This is a genomic window from Desulfonauticus submarinus, from assembly GCF_900104045.1.
GTDB lineage: Bacteria > Desulfobacterota > Desulfovibrionia > Desulfovibrionales > Desulfonatronovibrionaceae > Desulfonauticus > Desulfonauticus submarinus.
In genome coordinates, this window is the sequence record NZ_FNIN01000001.1 from 397,888 (window position 1) to 416,695 (window position 18,808).

The window sequence follows — 18,808 nt, forward strand, 5'->3', positions numbered from 1 at the left end:
ACATTTTATTTCTTTTTTCTCCATGATAAATAATTTTTAACAGCAGCAATTCCCATTTTACGTCGCAAATACCCTAATTGATCTTGCAGTGGAATATTTTTAGGGCATACATCTTCACAAGCTAAAAGCCCCATGCATCCAAAAATACCTTGATCTGAACCAACAATTTCAAAATAATCTTTATCTGTTCGTTCATCTCTAGGGTCTAAAATAAATCTTGCAATTCTGTTTAAAGCAACTGCGCCTAAAAAGTCTGGTCTCATTTGAGCAGTAGCACATGCAGCAATACAACATCCACATTCAATACACCTATCCAATTCATAAATTTGTTCTGCTAAAGCATTGTCCATCCTTTCTTCTTCTGCACTAGGATCAAATTCTTTAGTTGAGTGAACCCAAGCCTCAATCCTTTCATTCATAGCTCTAAACCATGTTCCTGTATCTACTGAAAGATCTCCTACTAGTTTAAATCCTGGTAAAGGCAATAAATTAATCTGCTCTGGCAAGTCTTTAGTCTTTGTCTTACATGCTAAACCAGGTTTTCCATTTATAACCATGGCACAAGCACCACAAATAGCTGCTCTACAACAAAAATCAAACATCAAAGAAGGATCTTGTTCCTCTCTAATTCTATTTAATGCTATAAATAAATTTAAATTTGGAGTCTCATCTAAATAAAAACTCTGTAGATGAGGTTTTGAATCAGGATCATTTGGATTATATCGAAATATATTAAACTGTAAAATTCTTGCCATCTTGCTACCTCTTAAATTATTTTATACTTTTTCACCTATTTTTCACATTACTAAAATTACACCTTTTCCCCACTACTCAAATATTTTTTACTCTTCTTCTGGCAAAGGCTTATCCTTTGGATAATCATAAGGAATTATCTTTGCTCCTCCATATCCTCTATCACCAGGAGGTAAAATAACTTCTTTTGTAGCAGGTTCATATTTTAAAGTGGGCAAGGTTTTACCTTCTTCAAAATAAGCGAGGGTTCTCACCCACCAATCTCGATCATTCCTATAAGGATAATCTTCTCTGGCATGGCTACCTCTACTTTCTTTTCTTTCCAAAGCTCCATACGCTACACACAAAGCAAGCTTAACCATTCCTTCTATTTTGGTAGCCAAAGTAAGTTCTGCATTGGCTCCAATTCCATTAGATCTAAGTTTTACATTTTTTGCTCTTTCTAAAACTTCTTGCAGTTTATCCACAGCTGTTTGTAAATCCTTTTCATTTCTAAAAATACCAACATAATCCATAAGAATATCTTGCATCGCACCTCGAACTTTATAGACATTTTCCTTACCACTGCCAGAGATAAGGCGTTTTATTCTCTCTTCCTGTTTTTTTACTTCTAATTCTACTAAATTAGACTTAAAATTAACTTCTGCATTTTGCAAAAATTCAACGATCCTTTTCCCAACTATCATTCCCGCAACAACAGTTTCTGCCAAAGAATTTCCACCCAGTCTATTAAACCCATGCATATCCCAACAAGAGGCCTCTCCAGCAGAAAATAATCCTTTTAATCCATATGCTTCACCAAACTTATTGGTTCTAATACCTCCCATACTGTAATGTTGAGTAGGTCTTACAGGAATTAGCTCGTGAATTGGATTTATACCTAAAAAATTCATACAAATATCATAAACTTCTCTAAGCTTAGTAGTAATATGGGCCTCTCCAAGATGCCGAATATCTAACCACAAATGTTCGCCATAAGGACTTTTCACTCCAAGTCCTTTTCTAATATGCTCTATCATTCTTCTAGATACAACATCTCTTGAGGCTAGTTCTGCCTTCTCAGGCTCATAAATATGCATAAACCTTTCTTCATTCACATCTAATAAAGTTCCTCCATCTCCTCTACACCCTTCAGTAACTAAAATATCTCCTGGAACAATACCTGTAGGATGAAATTGCACAGCCTCCATGTTACCCAAAGGAACAAGACCTGTATCTAACGCAATAATCAATCCTCCACCTTCATTTATAACTGCATTAGTAGAAGCTCTATAAATTCTTCCAAATCCTCCAGTAGCAATAAGAGTGGCTTTGGCAAGATACACTCTTAATTTTCCTGTCCTCAAACATCTAACCACAGCTCCTAAACAATTTTCTCCATCATGAATTAATGAAATCGCCTCACTTCTATCATGAACTTCAACTCCCTTACTAACAGCCACGCTATCCATTGTATATAACATAGCATGTCCTGTTCCATCAGAACAATAACAAGCTCTCCATTTTGCAGTTCCACCAAAATCACGGGCAGTAATTAAACCCTCTTTTTCTTTTTTTTCTTCTTTTTCAAATTTTTTACCACCTTTATAATAAAAAGATTTCCCAGCAACTACTCTATTCCAAGGAACTCCCCAATAAGCCAATTGTCTAATAGCAATTGGAGCTGTTTCAGCAAAAAGTTTGGCAACCTCCTGATCACATCCCCAGTCTGAGCCTTTTACAGTGTCTTCAAAATGTATTTCAGGATTATCTCCCTCTCCTTTAACACAATTACCCAAGGCAGCCTGCATACCTCCTTGGGCTGCAGAAGAATGGGATCTTCTGGCAGGAACTATACTCAAACAAATTGTCTTAAAACCTGCATCAGCAGCTTCTACTGCTACTCTTTCTCCTGCCAACCCTGCACCTATACATAACAAGTCTGTATAAATTACATCCACCATAATCTCCCCTTTTTATACAAAATAAAATCTAATTAAACTAATCACATCTAATACTATCAAAGCCCCAATTAAACCAAAAACAATTTTCTTGATTTTAGACCTATTGGCTCTTGTTACAAATCCCCATTTAGCTCCCACTCTATAAAGACCAATTCCTAGATGCAAAGCTATACACAATAAAAATAAAATATTAAAGTAAAGCCATAAACCACTTTGAATTAAAAGTTTTGACTTCAAAGCAGTAATTGGTAAATCATTTAAAATTACCCAAAGATGAATACTTCCTAAAAGTAAAATACTCATTCCTGTAAATACTTGCACTAACCACAGCCATGTGTCCTGGTGTTTAAGCATCTTAGCATGTTTCCATACAGTTTGCTGTTCTTTAAAAGAAAATGGTATTTTTCTAGCTGCTAAAATAAAATGAACTAGAAAAATCAACGCTAAAATAACTCCACCTGTCTGAGCTAAGCCAGTATCCTCAAAAAATAAAGCCACTTTATTAAAAACCTTTGCTCCAAACACAACACTAAAAATAAATAAAGTATGACATAACATAAATAACGACAAAATAACCCCACTTATGGCCTGAGACCAGTCCATATATGCAGGGGCTTTAGAAACATTTAAGCTCACTACATTGGATGCCTTCATAAAACCTCCATCAAAGTATTTTTAAATTTCTAACTCTAAACCAATAGGACAATGGTCAGAGCCATAAACATCACTTTCAATCCAAGCTCTCTTAACCTTGTCCTTTAACTCCATTGACACAAAAAAATAATCTATACGCCATCCAGCATTTCTTTCTCTTGCCTTAAATCTATAGTCCCACCAGGTATAATGCCCTCCTTCTTGGACAAATAGCCGAAAAGTATCAACATATCCACTCTCAACAAATCTATCTAACCATTTTCTCTCCACTGGTAAAAACCCAGACCTTTTCTCATTTTGTTTAGGATTTTTCAAGTCTATTTCTCGATGAGCTGTATTAAAGTCTCCACAAGCTATAATCGGCTTACTCTTTCTCAATTCTTCACAATACTTTAAAAAATGTTCATAATATCCTAATTTAAATTTTAGTCTATCCTCGCTCATTTGACCATTTGGAAAATAAATATTTAATAGATAAAAATTATCATACTCTAAGGTAATTAACCTTCCCTCACCCTTGAAAGCTTCATCAGGAAAACCCAAAAAATAAGCACATGGTTCTTTTTTACAAAAACAAACTACACCAGAATATCCTTTTTTAATTTTTGAAGGGTTCCAAATAGCATAATAATCTTTAGGTTTCTTTTCTTCTAAAGAAAGCTGATCTGGATGTACTTTGGTTTCTTGCAAACAAACAATATCTGCCTTTCTTTTATAAAACCAGTCCCAAAAACCTTTCTTTAAGATAGCTCGAAATCCATTAACATTCCAAGAATATAAAATCATTTCTAATTTATCCTAACCTATTTATTCAAAAACTCTCTAAACGAATTTATATTTTAATGCAATTCTAACTCTAACCTTCCATCTCTAAAAAATATCTTTACATAACCCCCATCACCAACAGGCCCGGGATTTACTATAAGCGTCTTACCAATTTCATCTATTGCCTTAGACTCATGGATATGACCTGTAAGACAAATATCTGGCTGCACTTCCTCAATAAATTCTCGAACAGATTTGCTTCCAACATGAGAGCCACCTAACACTACATCACACTTAGTATCTAAAGGTGGAGTATGAGACATAAAAATAAGATGTTTTTTATTTTTTGCTTCTAATTTCAATTGTTTTAACCATTTTGCCATTGCATCCTCAGAAACTTCTGAAGGAGTATTAAAAGGCGTAAACGTAGAATAACCTACTCCTGCTAAGAAAATTCCTGAATCTAACTCTATAACCCTTAAATGAGTATTTATACCTAAATCATCTAATACTTCCTCTATCTCAAAACTATCCATATTCCCAATTTGAGCAAAAATTTTAGGGTTATTTTCTTTTAGTTTCTGAAAAAAATTGTAAACTTTTTCTTTATTCCCTTTATTAGTAATATCTCCTGATATTAGAATACCAGAAGATTCCTTTAAATTAGGAAGATTAAAAACTTGCTCAAAATCCTCATGAATATCGCCAAATCCAATCCATAACTTACTTCCCATATTTCCTCCTCAATAAATCTATAATTTTGGAATTAAATTAATATTATTCATTTAACCCATTCTTTTTACGATGCAATAAAACTACCGTCTCAGTTCCCATATCCACGACTTTATAACCAAAATCTTCTATTTTTTCTCTTAACTTATCACTTAAAGCAAAATTCTTATTCACTCTAGCTTGCTTTCTTTCTAATAATAATTCTTTTATCTTTTCTGGAGGATTATCATCAAAACTAATGCGCTCCTCTTCAAATAAATCAAAAATTTTGTTTAATTCTTGTAAAATATTTTTAATGCTACTTACATCTTCTTTTGTAAGCTGATTATTATTTAAAATATAATTGACTTGTTTAATAAAATTAAACAGATTAGACCAAAATAAATGAATTTTAAAACCACTTTCAAATAACTGTCTCAAATCTCCTTTAATTTTCAAAATCAATCCTTCAATCTCTGAACACAAATCACCATCTTTAAAAGGTAATACATTTAATTTAAACCACAAATCAGATATTTTTTGATAGTTTTTTTGCCACATTTTTAAACTTTCTAAAGTCAATTTTTGTCGCTTTTGAATAGAGGAAGAAACTAACCAACCTTTAAGAACCTTTAATTTATCTTCACTTAAAGAAAAAATATCCAAATCAACTTCATCTTTAACACCTAAAACAACTCCCCATGCTTTAGGCAGCTCTTTATTTTTATTTTTTAATAAAGAGATCAAGTTATCTAGATGAGGAAAAACTTGTCCTTCTCCTGCCACTACCATCTGGACTGGTTTTTGAAGAGAAGATAAAATACTTGCTTGTTGTAAATACCAAGAAGGACGCACTTTACCCCATTTTGTATTCAAAACTTCACCTTCTTTTAGATCTTGCAAACTTGCTCTTTTTAATAAAGTAAAATCTTCAGGGTTATCTTTTAAATACCGTCCTTTTATTATATCCTGCTTTGGCCTTAATTGAATATCTTTCAAACCAAGATATCCATAATTATCTTGTCTTCGCACATCAAAATACACAGATCTTAATTTTTCATAAGCCTTACCTTTAGTTAAAAGATCTGTACAAATCTCTAAAGCTATTTCTATACGCTCTGAAAAAAACGCAAATTCTATTTTTTGAAGACCAAATTTTTGGCATACCTTAGCCAATTCTTTTTTACTTTCTCTAATAAGATCCTCTCTGCTAACCTTTTTCAAACGACAATAATTTAAAGTTCTATCATCAAAATCCGAAATCCCTACTATTACTATACTTTCAATTCCTATATGCTGAAAATACCTTGCTAAAACTTCTAAAAAAACAATTCTTCTCCAGGCACTTAAATTCTTTAAATCATCTAAAGTGGGCCCAAAAGTAAAAAAATTAAAAGCATTATCTTGAGGACATAGCAAAACTTTCTTACCATCTAGTCCAACAAATTCAATTCCCCTCTTCTCTGGAGATAAAAATAGAGAAGTACTTAAATAACGTTCACCACTATCTGGAAAAATAGTTACTATTATTCCATTTTCTATTCTTTTAGCAACTTTAATAGCCCCAGCTAAGGCAGCCCCTGAACTCATACCAACCAATAAACCTTCTTCTCTAGCTAACCTACGACACAGTTCAAAAGCCTCTTCATCCTCTACTCTTAAAATCTCATCAACTAAATCAGGATTATAAATACCTGGAGGATATGATTCTTGCATATTCTTAAGACCTTGAATTTTATGTCTAAGTCCTGGTTCAACAGCTATGCATTTTATTTGGGAATCAACTTCTTTTAGATATTTTGTTACTCCCATTACAGTTCCAGAAGTGCCTAAACATCCTACAAAATGAGTAATCTTTCCCCCTGTCTGTTGCCAAATTTCGCTTCCAGTGTGTTTATAATGAGCTTCTACACAAGCCTGGTTGTTATATTGATCCATAAGAATATACTTATTTGGATATTCCCTTGCTAATCTATAAGCTTCTTCTATTGCCCCATCTGTACCTAAATGAGCTGGCGTAAGAACTAACTTTGCTCCATAAGCCTGTAAAATACGTTTTCTTTCCTCAGAAGCAGACTCAGGCATTATAAGCATTAATCTGTATCCTTTTACTGCACAAACCATTGCCAAGCCAATACCCGTATTACCACTTGTTGCTTCAATAATAACTTTATCAGAAGTAATTAAGCCACTAGACTCTGCAGCTTCAACCATTGCCAAAGCAGCCCTATCTTTAATAGATCCACCAGGATTAAACGCCTCTAATTTTGCCAAAATTCTCACACCACTTTTAAACCAAACCTTTTTTATTTCTATTAAAGGAGTATTTCCTATAAGATCTAGAAGAGTTTGCACTTGAATTTGATTTTGGTTATACACTTTTCTTACTTTCCTTTTGGAGAAATAAATGTCTAATCCTAAAAAAGCTTATCTTTTTGGATTATTAACTGTTTTTATTTGGTCCACTGTGGCCTCAGCATTTAAACTAACCCTTGTTTATATTTCACCTCTTGAGTTGCTATTTTATTCCTGCCTAACTTCTACTTGTGTGCTTTTTGCTTCTGCTTATCTCAATACCAAAGGTTTTATTTTTATTCTAAAAAAAGAAATATTCAAGTCTGCTTGGCTTGGTTTTATTAATCCATTCTGTTATTATTTAGTTTTATTTAAAGCTTATGATTTACTTCCAGCTCAAGAAGCTCAACCCTTAAACTATACTTGGGGTATTACTTTAAGCCTTTTATCTATTCCTCTATTAAAACAAAAAATATCCTTTCATCAGTTAGGAGCTATTTTATTGAGTTATTTTGGAGTGTTAATAATTTCTACTCACGGACATATTTTTTCCCTTCATTTTACAAATCCTTTAGGAGTAGGTTTGGCTTTATTTAGCACTATTCTTTGGGCTCTTTATTGGATATTTAATACTAAAGACACCCTAAATCCTTCTCTTCGTCTATTTTATAATTTTTTATTTGGTAGTATTTATATATCCATTTATTTTTTATTAACAAAAACATCTCCTACCTTTAATTTAAAAGGATTTCTTGGTGCTTTTTATGTAGGACTATTTGAGATGGGAATAACCTTTATTTTATGGCTAAAAGCACTTAAATACGCCCAAAATACTGCCCAAGTAAGCAATTTAATTTATTTATCACCTTTTTTATCCTTAATTTTCATTCATTTTTTAGTAGGAGAAAAAATTCTCTTTTCCACCTATATAGGCCTAATTTTTATTTTAGCAGGACTTATTTATCAAAACCAGGCCACTCAAAAGCTTTAGCTACTTCATCTCGCTTATCCACAAGCGCATTACGTTGATAAGCCCTTAAACCAAAAAAAGGCAATGCTGCTAAAAGATGGTCAAATATATCTGCTTGTAACCTCTCATATTCTGCCCACCGAGTTTCATCTACAAAACAATATATTTCCAGAGGCAACCCTTTACTTGCCTCTGGTTGCAAGTGTCTTACCAAAAAAGTTAAATTCTTAACTACCCTAGGGTGACGTTGCAAATAGTTAACAACATAAGCTCTATATGTACCTAAATTAGTTAAATATCTCCCATTTAGCACAATTCTATCTTTGTTTTCTGCATTAGCCTTAGCCAACTCCTCCTCTTTCTTTCTTAAATATCCTTCTATTAACTTAATTTTTTTTAACCTATTTACTTCCTCAGGAGATAGAAATCTAACACTAGACTGGTCTATTAAAATAGAGCGCTTAATCCTTCTTGCCCCAACTTCATACATACCCCGCCAATTTTTAAAAGAATTATCTAAAAATTTATGGGTAGGAACAGTAATAATCGTCTTATCAAAATTTTGCACCTTAACAACATGAAGAGATATATCTATTACATCTCCATCAACTCCAAATGAAGGCATCTCTATCCAATCTCCAACTCTAAGCAATCCGTAAGAGTTAATTTGTAAACTTGCCACAAAAGATAAAATAGTATCTCTAAAAATTATTAACACAACTGCGGTCAATGCACCAATTCCACTCAATATACCCCAAGGAGATTTATCTAGTAAATAAGAAATAATAAATATAGACCCTATTATATAAATAAAAATCTTAATTAATTGAATATATCCTTTAATTGGCCTATTCTTTGATATTTCAAATGTATTATAAAGATCATTACAAAAATTGAGGAATCTAGATAAAATTAAAACAAATACACATGTTAAATATATAAAAGCTATCTTTTGTCCATAATATTCAAATCTAGGAAATAAATTGACAAAATAATATAATAAAATACCTGGTATAAGGAGGACTAAAGCATGAAGTAATTTATTTTTAAGAATAAGATCATCTCTTTTACTTTTAGTTTTTTGTAAGATCTTTTTAAATAAACTTAAAATAACTATTTTTGATATCCAATAACTAAAAAAAATGGCAAATAAAAACAATGCAAATCTAATCCATATATTTAACCCTAAAAATTCCATACTGCCCTCTCTTCAAAATATACATTATTATTTAAATTTTTTTCCCTTCTTTGCCAAAAAATTTTAAGATCAAAATAAAAAACACCTATATCTTTTTTGTAAAATATTCCTTCTGGTTTAGCAAGTTAAAGAAAATAATAAAAATTCTAAAATCTTCCAAGCATAGCTTTATATAGTTAATAACTTAAAAAATATAATTAGATTGTGCTTTTTCTCTACTTGCCTAAACCACAACCTCTTGATAAAAACTAAGAAGCTATTTTAAGATGAGATAAGAATTTTCTTTTCTCTAGCGAAAATCATGGTCAAATCTCGACTATGAAGGAGAGTGGCAAGACGAAAAAATACTAACAAAATCAAAAAATAATAAAGAATAAGAGGATATTATGAAAAAAAAAGTAATTTTTACAATCTGCTTACTACTTTGTAGTTCTCTAAGTTTGGCAAAAATAGAGAAAATATATTTATATCCAAAGGGAGCAGAAATTATCTCTAGTGCAATTACAAATAACTCTGAATTTGAATTAGTGCTTCCTGGCTCAGCCCAACCAGAAACATTGACATTTTCTTCTGATATAGAAAATTTTTCTTATCATCTTAGAGAAAAAACTCCAAAATCTATAGAAAAATTAAAACAACAATTAAAAAAACTTATATTAGAAAAGCAAAAAATTAAATCCAATATCATATCCCAAGAAAATTCTTTAATGTTTTGGAAAACTCAGGCTGAAAGAAAAGACATTGGCTTTAAAAATCTTGTTAATTTTAATAAATTAATTCTAAAAAACTTCACTCTCGCTAAATTTAATATTTTGCAATTAGAGTTAAAATTAAAAGAAATAAAAAAGAAAATAGAAAAAATAAAAAAGAAAATAGAAAATATTGCGGCTAAAAAAGATAAAGAATGGTTAATAAAAATAAAAACCAAAAGAAAGGGAATTATCAGGTACTCATATTTTGATAGCAGTGCAGGATGGACTAGCTCTTATAGTTTATATGCATTGCCAATGAAAAAAAAGATAAAAATAAAACAAAAAGCTAAAATATGGCAGAAAACTGGAAGTAATTGGGATAATGCCTCTATTATATTAGTAAGTGGACATTTCTCTAAACAATTAAAACCCCTACCTCTTAGTCCCTGGATCATTCGTCAAAAAGAAATTTTTTATAGAAAGGCAGCATTAAAAGCACCGAGCGATATCTTTGGAAAAATGGAAGCAGATAAAGCTAATATCAATCTCCCTATCCAAAAACAGAGAAACTTTTTTGACGAATACTATCTTGGCAAACTATCATTAAAAACAGGTGGGGAAAAATATATCACATTAAAACAACTTACGACTAATGCCAACTATTCTTATATTATTAGGCCTTATATTTCTCCAAAAGCCTTTCTTCAAAGCAAAGCTTCTTTAAAGCATAGTTTAAAACTACCTCCAGGTAAGGCTAAATTATTTTTAGATGATACTTTTATAGGAAAAACCTCATTTTCTCTTTGGGATAAAAACTTGAAAATATATTTTGGCAATGATCCAGAAATAAAAACAAAATTTTATTTTCACAAAGAATATGGAAATAAAGGAATATTTAAAAAAGAAAAAATATATACTTATATTTATGAATTAAAAATTCAAAACTTAAAAAAAATGCCTGTGAATATCGAAGTAGAAGATGCTAAACTTCAAAGTGAAGAAAAAAATGTTAAAATAAAATTAGATTATAATATTAAACCTATAATAAAAGATAATAAAATTAGTTGGAAATTTGTTTTACAGCCTCAAGAAGAAAAAATATTACATTATGAATACACTATTTCATTCCCATTAAATTTAAATCTAGACATGGGAAGATAAAAAAAGAGGTAAAACTATGAGTACATTAGCAGAATTGGCTATTTTCCCTTTAGATAAAGGAGAAAGTGTAAGTGAATATGTAGCCAAGGTATTAAAAATTATCCAGCAAAGCAATCTAGAACACCAATTAACCCCTATGGGAACCTGTATAGAAGGAGAATTTGATGATATAATGAATATTGTATCTAAATGTTTTAAAGCTCTTGAACCAGAATGTAATCGTATTTATCTAACGTTAAAAATAGATTTTAGAAAAAATAGAAAGAATGCATTAAAGCAAAAAATTAAATCTGTTGAAGACAAACTACATGATTAACAAGTATATATTGATTTTATATGATTATAAAAATTTTCAAATGTACCATTAAAAATAGAAGCTCTAGCTTGATTAACCAAATTAAGAAAATAAGTAATATTATGAAGAGTATTTAATCTATAAGCTAAAAGTTCTCTAGAAGTGTACAGATGTCTTAGATAGGCCTTAGAAAAGTTTCTACAAGTATAGCAATTACATTCTGGATCAAGAGGAGAAAGATCTCTTTTATATTCTTCTCTTTTGATATTAATTTTTCCTTTAGAGGTATAAAGGGTCCCATTCCTAGCATTTCTTGTGGGTAAGACACAGTCAAACATATCCACACCAGCTCGAATACCTTCTAAAATATCCAACGGTTTTCCTACTCCCATAAGGTAACGAGGCTTATCTTCTGGCAATAAAGGAGCAGTAAAATAAAGAAACTCTATCATTTGAGCTTTTGGCTCTCCAACACTAAGTCCTCCTATAGCATACCCATCAAAAGGTATATTAGTAATTTGCCTAGCACTTTCTTCCCGTAAATCCTTAAAAAAACCTCCTTGAACAATACCAAAAAGTAACTGTTTTCCAGAAGGATAAAATTCCCTACATCTCTTTGCCCAATATGTAGTAATTCCTACAGAAGACCGCGTGTAGTCATAATCTGCACCATATGGTACACACTCATCTAACACCATCATTATATCTGAACCAAGATTTTTTTGAATCTGCATCACCTTTTCAGGAGTAAAAAAATGTTTTGAGCCATCTATATGAGAAGAAAATTCCACACCATCTCTAGTGAGTTTACGCAACTTGGCTAAACTAAAAACCTGAAATCCTCCAGAATCAGTAAGAATTGGCTTAGGCCAAGACATAAAGTTATGAAGACCGCCTAAATCTCTAATTAACTCATCACCTGGCCTTAAATATAAATGATAAGTATTGCCTAAAATAATCTGAGCTTTTGCCTCTATTAAATCATTAGGAGATAAACTCTTTACACTGGCTTGAGTTCCTACTGGCATAAATATAGGTGTGTTGATCTCTCCATGCGCAGTTCTTAGTACACCTGCCCTAGCCTGTTTATCCTTAGCCACTAATTTAAAACTCATAAATCCTAATTCCTAATTTTTTATTATTCAAAAGCTTACAAAAATCTCCCAAACCTTTCTATTTAAATATTTTTTTCGCAAATATCATTTAAAGGGCACTTTTCACAATTTGGCTTTCTTGCCTTACATACTTCTCTTCCTAAATAAACAAGTAAGTGATTTACATTGCTCCACTCTTTTTTAGGAAAAATTTTCATTAAATCTTGCTCAACTTTATTAGGTGTAGTGTTTTTAGTTAAGCCAATCCTAAAAGCAAGACGTTTTACATGAGTATCTACTGCAATCCCTTCCTGAATCCCAAACGCATTCCCCAATACTATATTTGCTGTTTTTCGTGCCACACCTGGTAGGGAAACGAGTTCTTCCATAGTTTTTGGCACTTGTCCATTATATTTTTCTATTAATATTTTAGCTGTATTAACCAAATTCCTTGCCTTATTCCTAAAAAAACCAGTAGACCGTATAACTTTTTCCACTTCCTCTATTTCAGCATTTGCTAATTTACTGGGATCTGGCCATTTTTCAAAAAAAACAGGAGTTACTTTATTTACTCTTTCATCAGTGCACTGAGCTGCTAAAACAGTTGCTACCAATAATTCCCAAGCATTCTTCCACGTTAAAGCTGTTTTTAACTGATATCGCTTTTTTAACCTTTCTAAAACTTTCCTTGCTATCTGTTGTTTATCCATAATTGCCTCCTTTTTTAACTTTAAATTAAAAAATATCTTAAATTTAATTATTCTAGTTGAAAAAAAAATTAAATTAAATAACAATTTTTATAAATTCCTAACAAATAGGAGGAGATAAAATGAGACTATTCATCATTAACTTAATAATTATTATTTTGTACCCATCTTTATTGCTAGCACAAAATAAACCCTATATAGGAATATGGGAAAGAAAAGCAACGTATATAAATAAAAAACTAGTAAGTAAAGAAAAATCTTTATTATTTATTACTAAAAAGGACTATATCGAGTTATTTACAAACTCAAAAATAAAAAATTGTTCATTTAGTGGTAAAATAAGAGTTAAAAAAAATAATATATACTTAAAAATAAATATGTCATCTTGTTATAAAATTAAAAAAGGTGAAAAAATAGTTTATACATACTATATTAATAGTAAAGGAAATCTTATATTAAAAACAAATAAAAATAATAGAATAATAAAAAAAATTTACACTAGGCGATATTTTTCAAAATTTCATTCTATTGAAAAAATTTACGGTAAGCCATTATGTTCTCATCCTTTATGTGGAATATGGAATAGAGTTGCCACATACACAGGAGACGAATTAGTAAATAATACTCCAGCATATACTGTTATAACTGAATATGATTATTATTCTATAGCACCAATTTGTTATAATTATTTAAAAATAAACTCAATCCAAGCAGATCAATTCACTATGACAATGACTAGGCATAATTGCCCTACTGGTGGATTGGGTATAAAAATTGGAGATAAAGTAATACAAAAATATTATTTAACTGATAATGGTAATAAATTAGTTATAATTAACACCTCATATGGAATTCCAGTAAAAACAGTATTTATACGCATAAAATAATATTTTAAAATAACATTCTACCAGCTTGTCAAACAGCGTTAATAATCTTATTCTTATATTTTACTCAAAAAGGAAGCTGTGCTGTGAAAAAAATATTATTAGATGCAGAATCCATATTAGAAAGTATTTCAGATGGAGTGTTTACAGTAGATAAAAATTGGAGAATTACTTACTTTAACAGAGCTGCTGAAGAAATTACAGGTATAAAAAAACAAGATGCCTTAGGACGTCTCTGCGCAGAGGTTTTTCGCTCTAATATGTGTGAAACAGAATGTGCCTTAAGACAAACTCTTAAAACAGGAAAACCCATAATTGGAAAGTCTGGGTACATAATTGATTTTGAGGGAAACAAAATTCCTATAAGTGTATCTACTGCGGTTTTAAAAGATGAAAAAGGAAATATTATAGGAGGAGCAGAAACCTTTCGAGATCTAAGTGAACTTGAAAGCCTGCGCCAAGAACTTCAAGGTCGCTATCGAGTTGGTAATCTAATTAGTCGTTCTCCTAAAATGCAACAAATTTTTGAAATCCTTCCTGCTATAGCAGAAAGCTCTAGTACTGTGCTTATCCTCGGAGAAACAGGTACAGGCAAAGAATTAATAGCACGAACTATTCACCAACTAAGCCCTCGTCAAAAACAACCCTTTGTGGCTATAAACTGTGGAGCATTACCAGAAAATCTTTTAGAAGCAGAATTGTTTGGATACAAAAAAGGTGCATTTACAGGAGCAACAAAAGATAAACTAGGCCGCTTTGTCCTGGCCCATAAAGGAACTCTATTTTTAGATGAAGTTGCAGAAATGCCACTCTCTATTCAAGTTAAACTCCTTCGCGTACTTCAAGACAAAACCATTGAACCCTTAGGAAGCACTTCTTCTAAAAAAATAGATGTAAGAATTTTAGCAGCCACTAATAGAAATCTTAAAGAAATGGTAGAGAAAAAAGAATTTAGAGAAGATCTTTATTATCGCTTAAATGTTATTCGTTTGGAACTCCCTCCTTTAAGAGAAAGAAAAGAAGATATTCCTCTTTTAATAGAACACTTTATCCAACGCTATAAAAAATTAGAACAAAAACCTATCACAGGTATCTCTGCAGAAGCCATATCTTTGCTTTTAGCTTATCACTGGCCTGGGAACATAAGAGAGTTAGAAAATGTCATTGAAAGAGCTTTTATTCTATGCCCTAAAGGAGAAATAAATACCCAACACCTACCAGAGGAAATTTTAAGCCTTGCCCCAAAAATTAAAATTAAACAACAAAACCTAAAACAAAACAAGGAACAAATTGAAAAAGAACTTATCCTCAAAACTCTTAAAAAACACAATTATAATAAAATAGCCACAGCCAAGGAACTAGGTATACACAAGACAACTCTTTTTAGGAAATTAAAAAAATTTAATATTCCTTACCACCCCACAAAGTAGCAAAAAAGCTACTAATACTACCTAAAAGTATCATTTTAGCTACTCAAATTTTAAACTCTTTATCTCTACAATTCTAAAAATTATTTAATTTCAGTATGTTAAGAAAAAATAAAATTTGGCATCAAATATGCTTACTAAAGTAGCGATGAAAGTAGGATTTACAGTATGGCAAAATAGGATTGCGCCAGTTTTTGATGTGGCCAAAACTCTAGAGATAGTAGAAATAGAAAATGATTCTATTATCAGGGAATGTGTAGCAACCATAAATACTCCACTGATATGGCAAAAAATCAAAGAACTGGAATTACTTGGATTAGATACAGTGGTATGTGGAGCTATTTCTCGCTCAGTATGGGAATTTTTACAGGCTCGGAAGATAGAAGTTATTCCTTTTATATCTGGCCATATCAATGAAGTAAAAAGAGCTTTTTTGGAAAACAAGTTAATTGGCAGCGCAATCTTTGCCATGCCAGGATGCTTAAAACGACAACAAGAGAGGTGGTTTATGCCAGGACAAGGTGGAGGAAGAGGAGTAGGCGGAGGCCGAGGTACAGGTAGAGGCATGGGCGCTGGAAGCGGAAAATGTAGAGCAGGAGGGCCCATGAGAGGAAGACAAGATGGTATGTGTATTTGCCCTCAATGTGGCTATAAAGAGCCACACTTAAGAGGTGTTCCATGCTTTGAAAAAAAATGTCCTAAATGTGGGACGGTTTTAACTAGAGAATAAAATTAAAAAGGGAGGTGTGTTATGCCTTGGGGAGATAGAACAGGACCTTTGGGCAATGGCCCAAGAACAGGACGTGGTCTTGGTTTTTGCAGCGGCTATGATAGCCCAGGATATGTAAAAGGAAGAGGATATGGGTTTGGCCGAGGCTTTGGCCGTGGATTTGGTAGGGGTTTTGGTTTTAGGCGTGGTTTTGGATGGTGGGGGCCAGGATTTGGTTTTAGAGCCCGTTTTTGGGGTGTTGGGCAAGTTCCAGAAACAGCCCCCAGCAATGAAAAAGAATATCTGGAACAGGAAGCAAAGGTATTAGAACAAGAGTTAGAGGCTATCAAAAAACGATTAGAATCTTTAGAGGCTCAAAAATAGGCTCTCTAACCCTCCTTGTATCAACGGGGACAAAAAGTCCCCGTTGTACTTTAATTTAAAACAAAATTTTTAAAAGGAGATACAAATGAAAATAGCTATTCCAACTTCAGGTGATAATTTAGAAGCAGCATTTGATCAACGTTTTGGCAGAGCAGCTAAATTTATTATTTACGATACAGAAACTAAAAAATTTAAAACCATTGATAACACTCAAAATTTGAATGCTATGCAGGGTGCAGGCGTACAAACAGCTCAAAATGTAGCTGCAGAAAAAGTAGATGTGGTTCTAACTGCCAATTGCGGGCCAAAAGCTTTTCAAGTTTTATCTCACGCTAATATAAAGGTCTATACTGTGCAGGCAAACACTGTACAAGAGGCAATAGACAAATTCTTAAATAATGAAGTTAGTCCTTTAAACGACGCAAACGTAGAGGGGCATTGGGCATGATCTTAGCCATTGCATCAGGAAAAGGTGGTACTGGGAAAACCACTGTGGCGGTAAATTTGGCTCAAACCATAGAACAAGATGTTTTTCTTTTGGATTGTGATGTGGAAGAGCCAAACTCTCATATTTTTATTCAAGGCAACAAAATAAAAGAAAAAGATTTTAGCGTTCCTATTCCTAAAGTAGATGAAGATTTATGTCAGGAATGCGGAGAGTGTGCTAAAATATGTCAATTTAATGCTATAGTTTCTTTTAAAACAATTCCTCTTATTTTTCCAGAATTATGTCATAGTTGTGGAGGATGTATAAAAGTATGCCCAACCAATGCCTTAAGTGAAGTTGAGCATACTATTGGCAAGATATCTATATATAAAAATAAACATATAACTTTAGTAGAGGGCAAATTAAATATCGGACATCCAATGGCCCCTCCTCTTATTAAGGCAGTAAAAAAGCATATTCCAGAGGATAAAATTACTATCTTAGATGCTCCTCCAGGGACCTCTTGTCCTGTAATTGCCACTCTAAAAAAAGCCGATGTTGTTTTATTAGTAACTGAACCCACTCCTTTTGGATTAAATGATCTTAAATTAGCAGTAGAAACGGTTCGAGAATTAAAAATACCATTTGGAGTAGTGGTTAACAGGGCAGAACCAGGACAAGATATTATAGAGAATTACTGTCAGGAAGAAGGTATACCTATTTTACTACAAATACCTGACAGCAGAAAAATTGCAGAACTTTATTCTCAAGGGAAAACTATTGTAAATCATCTTCCCGAATTCAAAAAAGAATTTAAAACTCTTTTAGAGCAGGCGATGTTACTTGCAAGGAGGCAATAAATGGCAGACCGTGAATGCAAATCTTGTGAGCAAAAAGAAAGTTGTGACAAAGAAACTTGCCAAAAAGAAGAAGAACAAAAATTAAAGAAAAGTTTATCTAGAATAAAACATAAATTAGTAATTCTTTCTGGAAAAGGAGGAGTTGGAAAAAGTACAATAGCAGTAAATTTAGCAGTGGGCTTAGCTTTAAAAGGCAAAAAAGTTGGTCTCTTAGATGTAGATGTACATGGTCCTTCTATCCCTCGTTTACTTAGTTTAAAGGGAAATCCTCCTCATATAGAAGAAAATTATATTGATCCTGTGCCGTGGAGTAAAAATTTATTTGTAATGTCTTTAGGATTCCTAATCCCTTCAGAAAAAGAAGCTGTTATTTGGCGCGGTCCTATTAAAATGGGATTAATTAAACAATTTCTAAGAGATGTGGCCTGGGGAGATTTAGATTTTTTAGTAGTAGATTGTCCACCAGGCACAGGAGATGAACCATTAAGTGTTATGCAACTTTTAGGCACTAGTGCTTATGGTATTGTAGTTACTACTCCTCAGCAAGTAGCAATAGATGATGTAAGACGTTCCATTACTTTTTGTAAACAGTTAGGCAACCCTGTACTAGGAATTGTAGAAAATATGAGCGGTTTTATATGCCCTAAATGCAAAGAACGTACAGATATATTCTTGAGCGGAGGCGGACAACAATTGGCTCAAGAATTTAATGTGCCTTTTTTAGCTAAAATCCCTTTGGATCCTGAAATAGTAAGAGCAGGAGAAGAAGGTTATGTATATGTAAAAACTCATCCAGATAGTGAACCTGCAAAAGAGATAAATAAAATAGTAGCAGAGGCATTAACCTTATAACAAACTTTTATTTATCTTGATTTAAAA

At 32.2% G+C, this 18,808-nt stretch carries 19 protein-coding genes; 10 read left to right on the forward strand and 9 right to left on the reverse strand.

Going from position 1 to position 18,808, the window contains the following annotated elements; translation table 11 throughout:
• Positions 1-5: 5 nt before the first annotated feature.
• The 6 genes from BLP60_RS01915 to BLP60_RS01940 form a co-directional block, all read right to left on the reverse strand.
• Positions 6-755 carry a fumarate reductase iron-sulfur subunit gene (locus BLP60_RS01915; protein WP_092062538.1) on the reverse strand — a complete coding sequence of 250 codons (750 nt, stop codon included), beginning with the start codon at positions 753-755 and terminating at the stop codon, positions 6-8.
• 87 nt (positions 756-842) lie between these two features.
• Positions 843-2,693 (reverse strand): fumarate reductase flavoprotein subunit, encoded by a 1,851-nt coding sequence (locus tag BLP60_RS01920; protein ID WP_092062863.1) that lies wholly within the window; start codon positions 2,691-2,693, stop codon positions 843-845.
• Positions 2,694-2,708: 15 nt separating this feature from the next.
• Positions 2,709-3,350, reverse strand: coding sequence for a succinate dehydrogenase/fumarate reductase transmembrane subunit (locus BLP60_RS01925; protein ID WP_092062541.1), 642 nt, complete (start codon positions 3,348-3,350; stop codon positions 2,709-2,711).
• Between the two features lie 21 nt (positions 3,351-3,371).
• A complete protein-coding gene (gene xth, locus BLP60_RS01930) occupies positions 3,372-4,136 on the reverse strand; it encodes an exodeoxyribonuclease III (RefSeq protein WP_092062544.1) in 765 nt (254 codons plus the stop codon).
• Positions 4,137-4,189: 53 nt separating this feature from the next.
• A complete protein-coding gene (locus tag BLP60_RS01935) occupies positions 4,190-4,849 on the reverse strand; it encodes a metallophosphoesterase family protein (RefSeq protein WP_092062547.1) in 660 nt (219 codons plus the stop codon).
• Positions 4,850-4,892: 43 nt separating this feature from the next.
• Positions 4,893-7,205: a cysteine synthase gene (locus BLP60_RS01940; RefSeq protein ID WP_092062550.1), complete on the reverse strand. Its 2,313-nt coding sequence runs from the start codon at positions 7,203-7,205 to the stop codon at positions 4,893-4,895.
• 28 nt (positions 7,206-7,233) lie between these two features.
• Here BLP60_RS01940 and BLP60_RS01945 point away from each other — a divergent pair, with 28 nt between their 5' ends.
• Positions 7,234-8,112: a DMT family transporter gene (locus BLP60_RS01945; protein WP_092062553.1), complete on the forward strand. Its 879-nt coding sequence runs from the start codon at positions 7,234-7,236 to the stop codon at positions 8,110-8,112.
• Here BLP60_RS01945 and BLP60_RS01950 read toward each other — a convergent pair.
• Positions 8,078-9,289, reverse strand: coding sequence for a mechanosensitive ion channel family protein (locus BLP60_RS01950; protein WP_092062555.1), 1,212 nt, complete (start codon positions 9,287-9,289; stop codon positions 8,078-8,080). The genes BLP60_RS01945 and BLP60_RS01950 overlap by 35 nt on opposite strands.
• Before the next feature lie 386 nt (positions 9,290-9,675).
• On the opposite strand from BLP60_RS01950, the gene BLP60_RS01955 reads away from it, so the two are divergent.
• A complete protein-coding gene (locus BLP60_RS01955; RefSeq protein ID WP_092062558.1) occupies positions 9,676-11,142 on the forward strand; it encodes a DUF4139 domain-containing protein in 1,467 nt (488 codons plus the stop codon).
• A gap of 16 nt (positions 11,143-11,158) precedes the next feature.
• A complete protein-coding gene (locus tag BLP60_RS01960) occupies positions 11,159-11,458 on the forward strand; it encodes an MTH1187 family thiamine-binding protein (RefSeq protein ID WP_092062561.1) in 300 nt (99 codons plus the stop codon).
• Here BLP60_RS01960 and tgt read toward each other — a convergent pair.
• Together tgt and nth are read right to left on the reverse strand one after the other, a co-directional pair.
• A complete protein-coding gene (tgt, locus tag BLP60_RS01965; RefSeq protein WP_092062564.1) occupies positions 11,455-12,552 on the reverse strand; it encodes a tRNA guanosine(34) transglycosylase Tgt in 1,098 nt (365 codons plus the stop codon). The two genes, BLP60_RS01960 and tgt, sit on opposite strands and share 4 nt — an antisense overlap.
• 62 nt (positions 12,553-12,614) lie before the next feature.
• Positions 12,615-13,241, reverse strand: coding sequence for an endonuclease III (gene nth, locus BLP60_RS01970; protein ID WP_092062567.1), 627 nt, complete (start codon positions 13,239-13,241; stop codon positions 12,615-12,617).
• 119 nt (positions 13,242-13,360) lie between these two features.
• On the opposite strand from nth, the gene BLP60_RS01975 reads away from it, so the two are divergent.
• From BLP60_RS01975 to BLP60_RS02005, 7 genes are all read left to right on the forward strand, one after another.
• Entirely contained in the window at positions 13,361-14,125 is a 765-nt protein-coding gene (locus tag BLP60_RS01975; protein ID WP_092062570.1) for a hypothetical protein, read from the forward strand.
• Positions 14,126-14,208: 83 nt separating this feature from the next.
• Entirely contained in the window at positions 14,209-15,552 is a 1,344-nt protein-coding gene (locus BLP60_RS01980) for a sigma-54 interaction domain-containing protein (protein ID WP_092062573.1), read from the forward strand.
• 127 nt (positions 15,553-15,679) lie between these two features.
• Entirely contained in the window at positions 15,680-16,279 is a 600-nt protein-coding gene (locus BLP60_RS10640) for a NifB/NifX family molybdenum-iron cluster-binding protein (protein ID WP_143338902.1), read from the forward strand.
• 21 nt (positions 16,280-16,300) lie between these two features.
• Entirely contained in the window at positions 16,301-16,642 is a 342-nt protein-coding gene (locus tag BLP60_RS01990) for a DUF5320 domain-containing protein (RefSeq protein WP_092062576.1), read from the forward strand.
• Positions 16,643-16,727: 85 nt separating this feature from the next.
• On the forward strand, positions 16,728-17,090 hold the full coding sequence (locus BLP60_RS01995) for a NifB/NifX family molybdenum-iron cluster-binding protein (RefSeq protein ID WP_092062579.1): 363 nt from the start codon (positions 16,728-16,730) through the stop codon (positions 17,088-17,090).
• Positions 17,087-17,929 (forward strand): ATP-binding protein, encoded by an 843-nt coding sequence (locus BLP60_RS02000; protein ID WP_092062582.1) that lies wholly within the window; start codon positions 17,087-17,089, stop codon positions 17,927-17,929. Before BLP60_RS01995 ends, BLP60_RS02000 begins: the two co-directional genes overlap by 4 nt.
• A complete protein-coding gene (locus BLP60_RS02005; RefSeq protein ID WP_092062585.1) occupies positions 17,930-18,781 on the forward strand; it encodes an Mrp/NBP35 family ATP-binding protein in 852 nt (283 codons plus the stop codon).
• Positions 18,782-18,808 lie beyond the last annotated feature (27 nt).

Coding starts and splice junctions, on each gene's coding strand:
- BLP60_RS01955 (WP_092062558.1), top strand. CDS start 9,676: ATGAAAAAAAAAGTAATTTTTACAATCTGCTTACTACTTTGTAGTTCT.
- BLP60_RS02005 (WP_092062585.1), top strand. CDS start 17,930: ATGGCAGACCGTGAATGCAAATCTTGTGAGCAAAAAGAAAGTTGTGAC.
- BLP60_RS01935 (WP_092062547.1), bottom strand. CDS start 4,849: ATGGGAAGTAAGTTATGGATTGGATTTGGCGATATTCATGAGGATTTT.
- BLP60_RS01925 (WP_092062541.1), bottom strand. CDS start 3,350: ATGAAGGCATCCAATGTAGTGAGCTTAAATGTTTCTAAAGCCCCTGCA.
- nth (WP_092062567.1), bottom strand. CDS start 13,241: ATGGATAAACAACAGATAGCAAGGAAAGTTTTAGAAAGGTTAAAAAAG.
- BLP60_RS01915 (WP_092062538.1), bottom strand. CDS start 755: ATGGCAAGAATTTTACAGTTTAATATATTTCGATATAATCCAAATGAT.
- BLP60_RS01960 (WP_092062561.1), top strand. CDS start 11,159: ATGAGTACATTAGCAGAATTGGCTATTTTCCCTTTAGATAAAGGAGAA.
- BLP60_RS01990 (WP_092062576.1), top strand. CDS start 16,301: ATGCCTTGGGGAGATAGAACAGGACCTTTGGGCAATGGCCCAAGAACA.
- BLP60_RS01945 (WP_092062553.1), top strand. CDS start 7,234: ATGTCTAATCCTAAAAAAGCTTATCTTTTTGGATTATTAACTGTTTTT.
- BLP60_RS01950 (WP_092062555.1), bottom strand. CDS start 9,289: ATGGAATTTTTAGGGTTAAATATATGGATTAGATTTGCATTGTTTTTA.
- xth (WP_092062544.1), bottom strand. CDS start 4,136: ATGATTTTATATTCTTGGAATGTTAATGGATTTCGAGCTATCTTAAAG.
- BLP60_RS01975 (WP_092062570.1), top strand. CDS start 13,361: ATGAGACTATTCATCATTAACTTAATAATTATTATTTTGTACCCATCT.
- BLP60_RS02000 (WP_092062582.1), top strand. CDS start 17,087: ATGATCTTAGCCATTGCATCAGGAAAAGGTGGTACTGGGAAAACCACT.
- BLP60_RS10640 (WP_143338902.1), top strand. CDS start 15,680: ATGCTTACTAAAGTAGCGATGAAAGTAGGATTTACAGTATGGCAAAAT.
- BLP60_RS01995 (WP_092062579.1), top strand. CDS start 16,728: ATGAAAATAGCTATTCCAACTTCAGGTGATAATTTAGAAGCAGCATTT.
- tgt (WP_092062564.1), bottom strand. CDS start 12,552: ATGAGTTTTAAATTAGTGGCTAAGGATAAACAGGCTAGGGCAGGTGTA.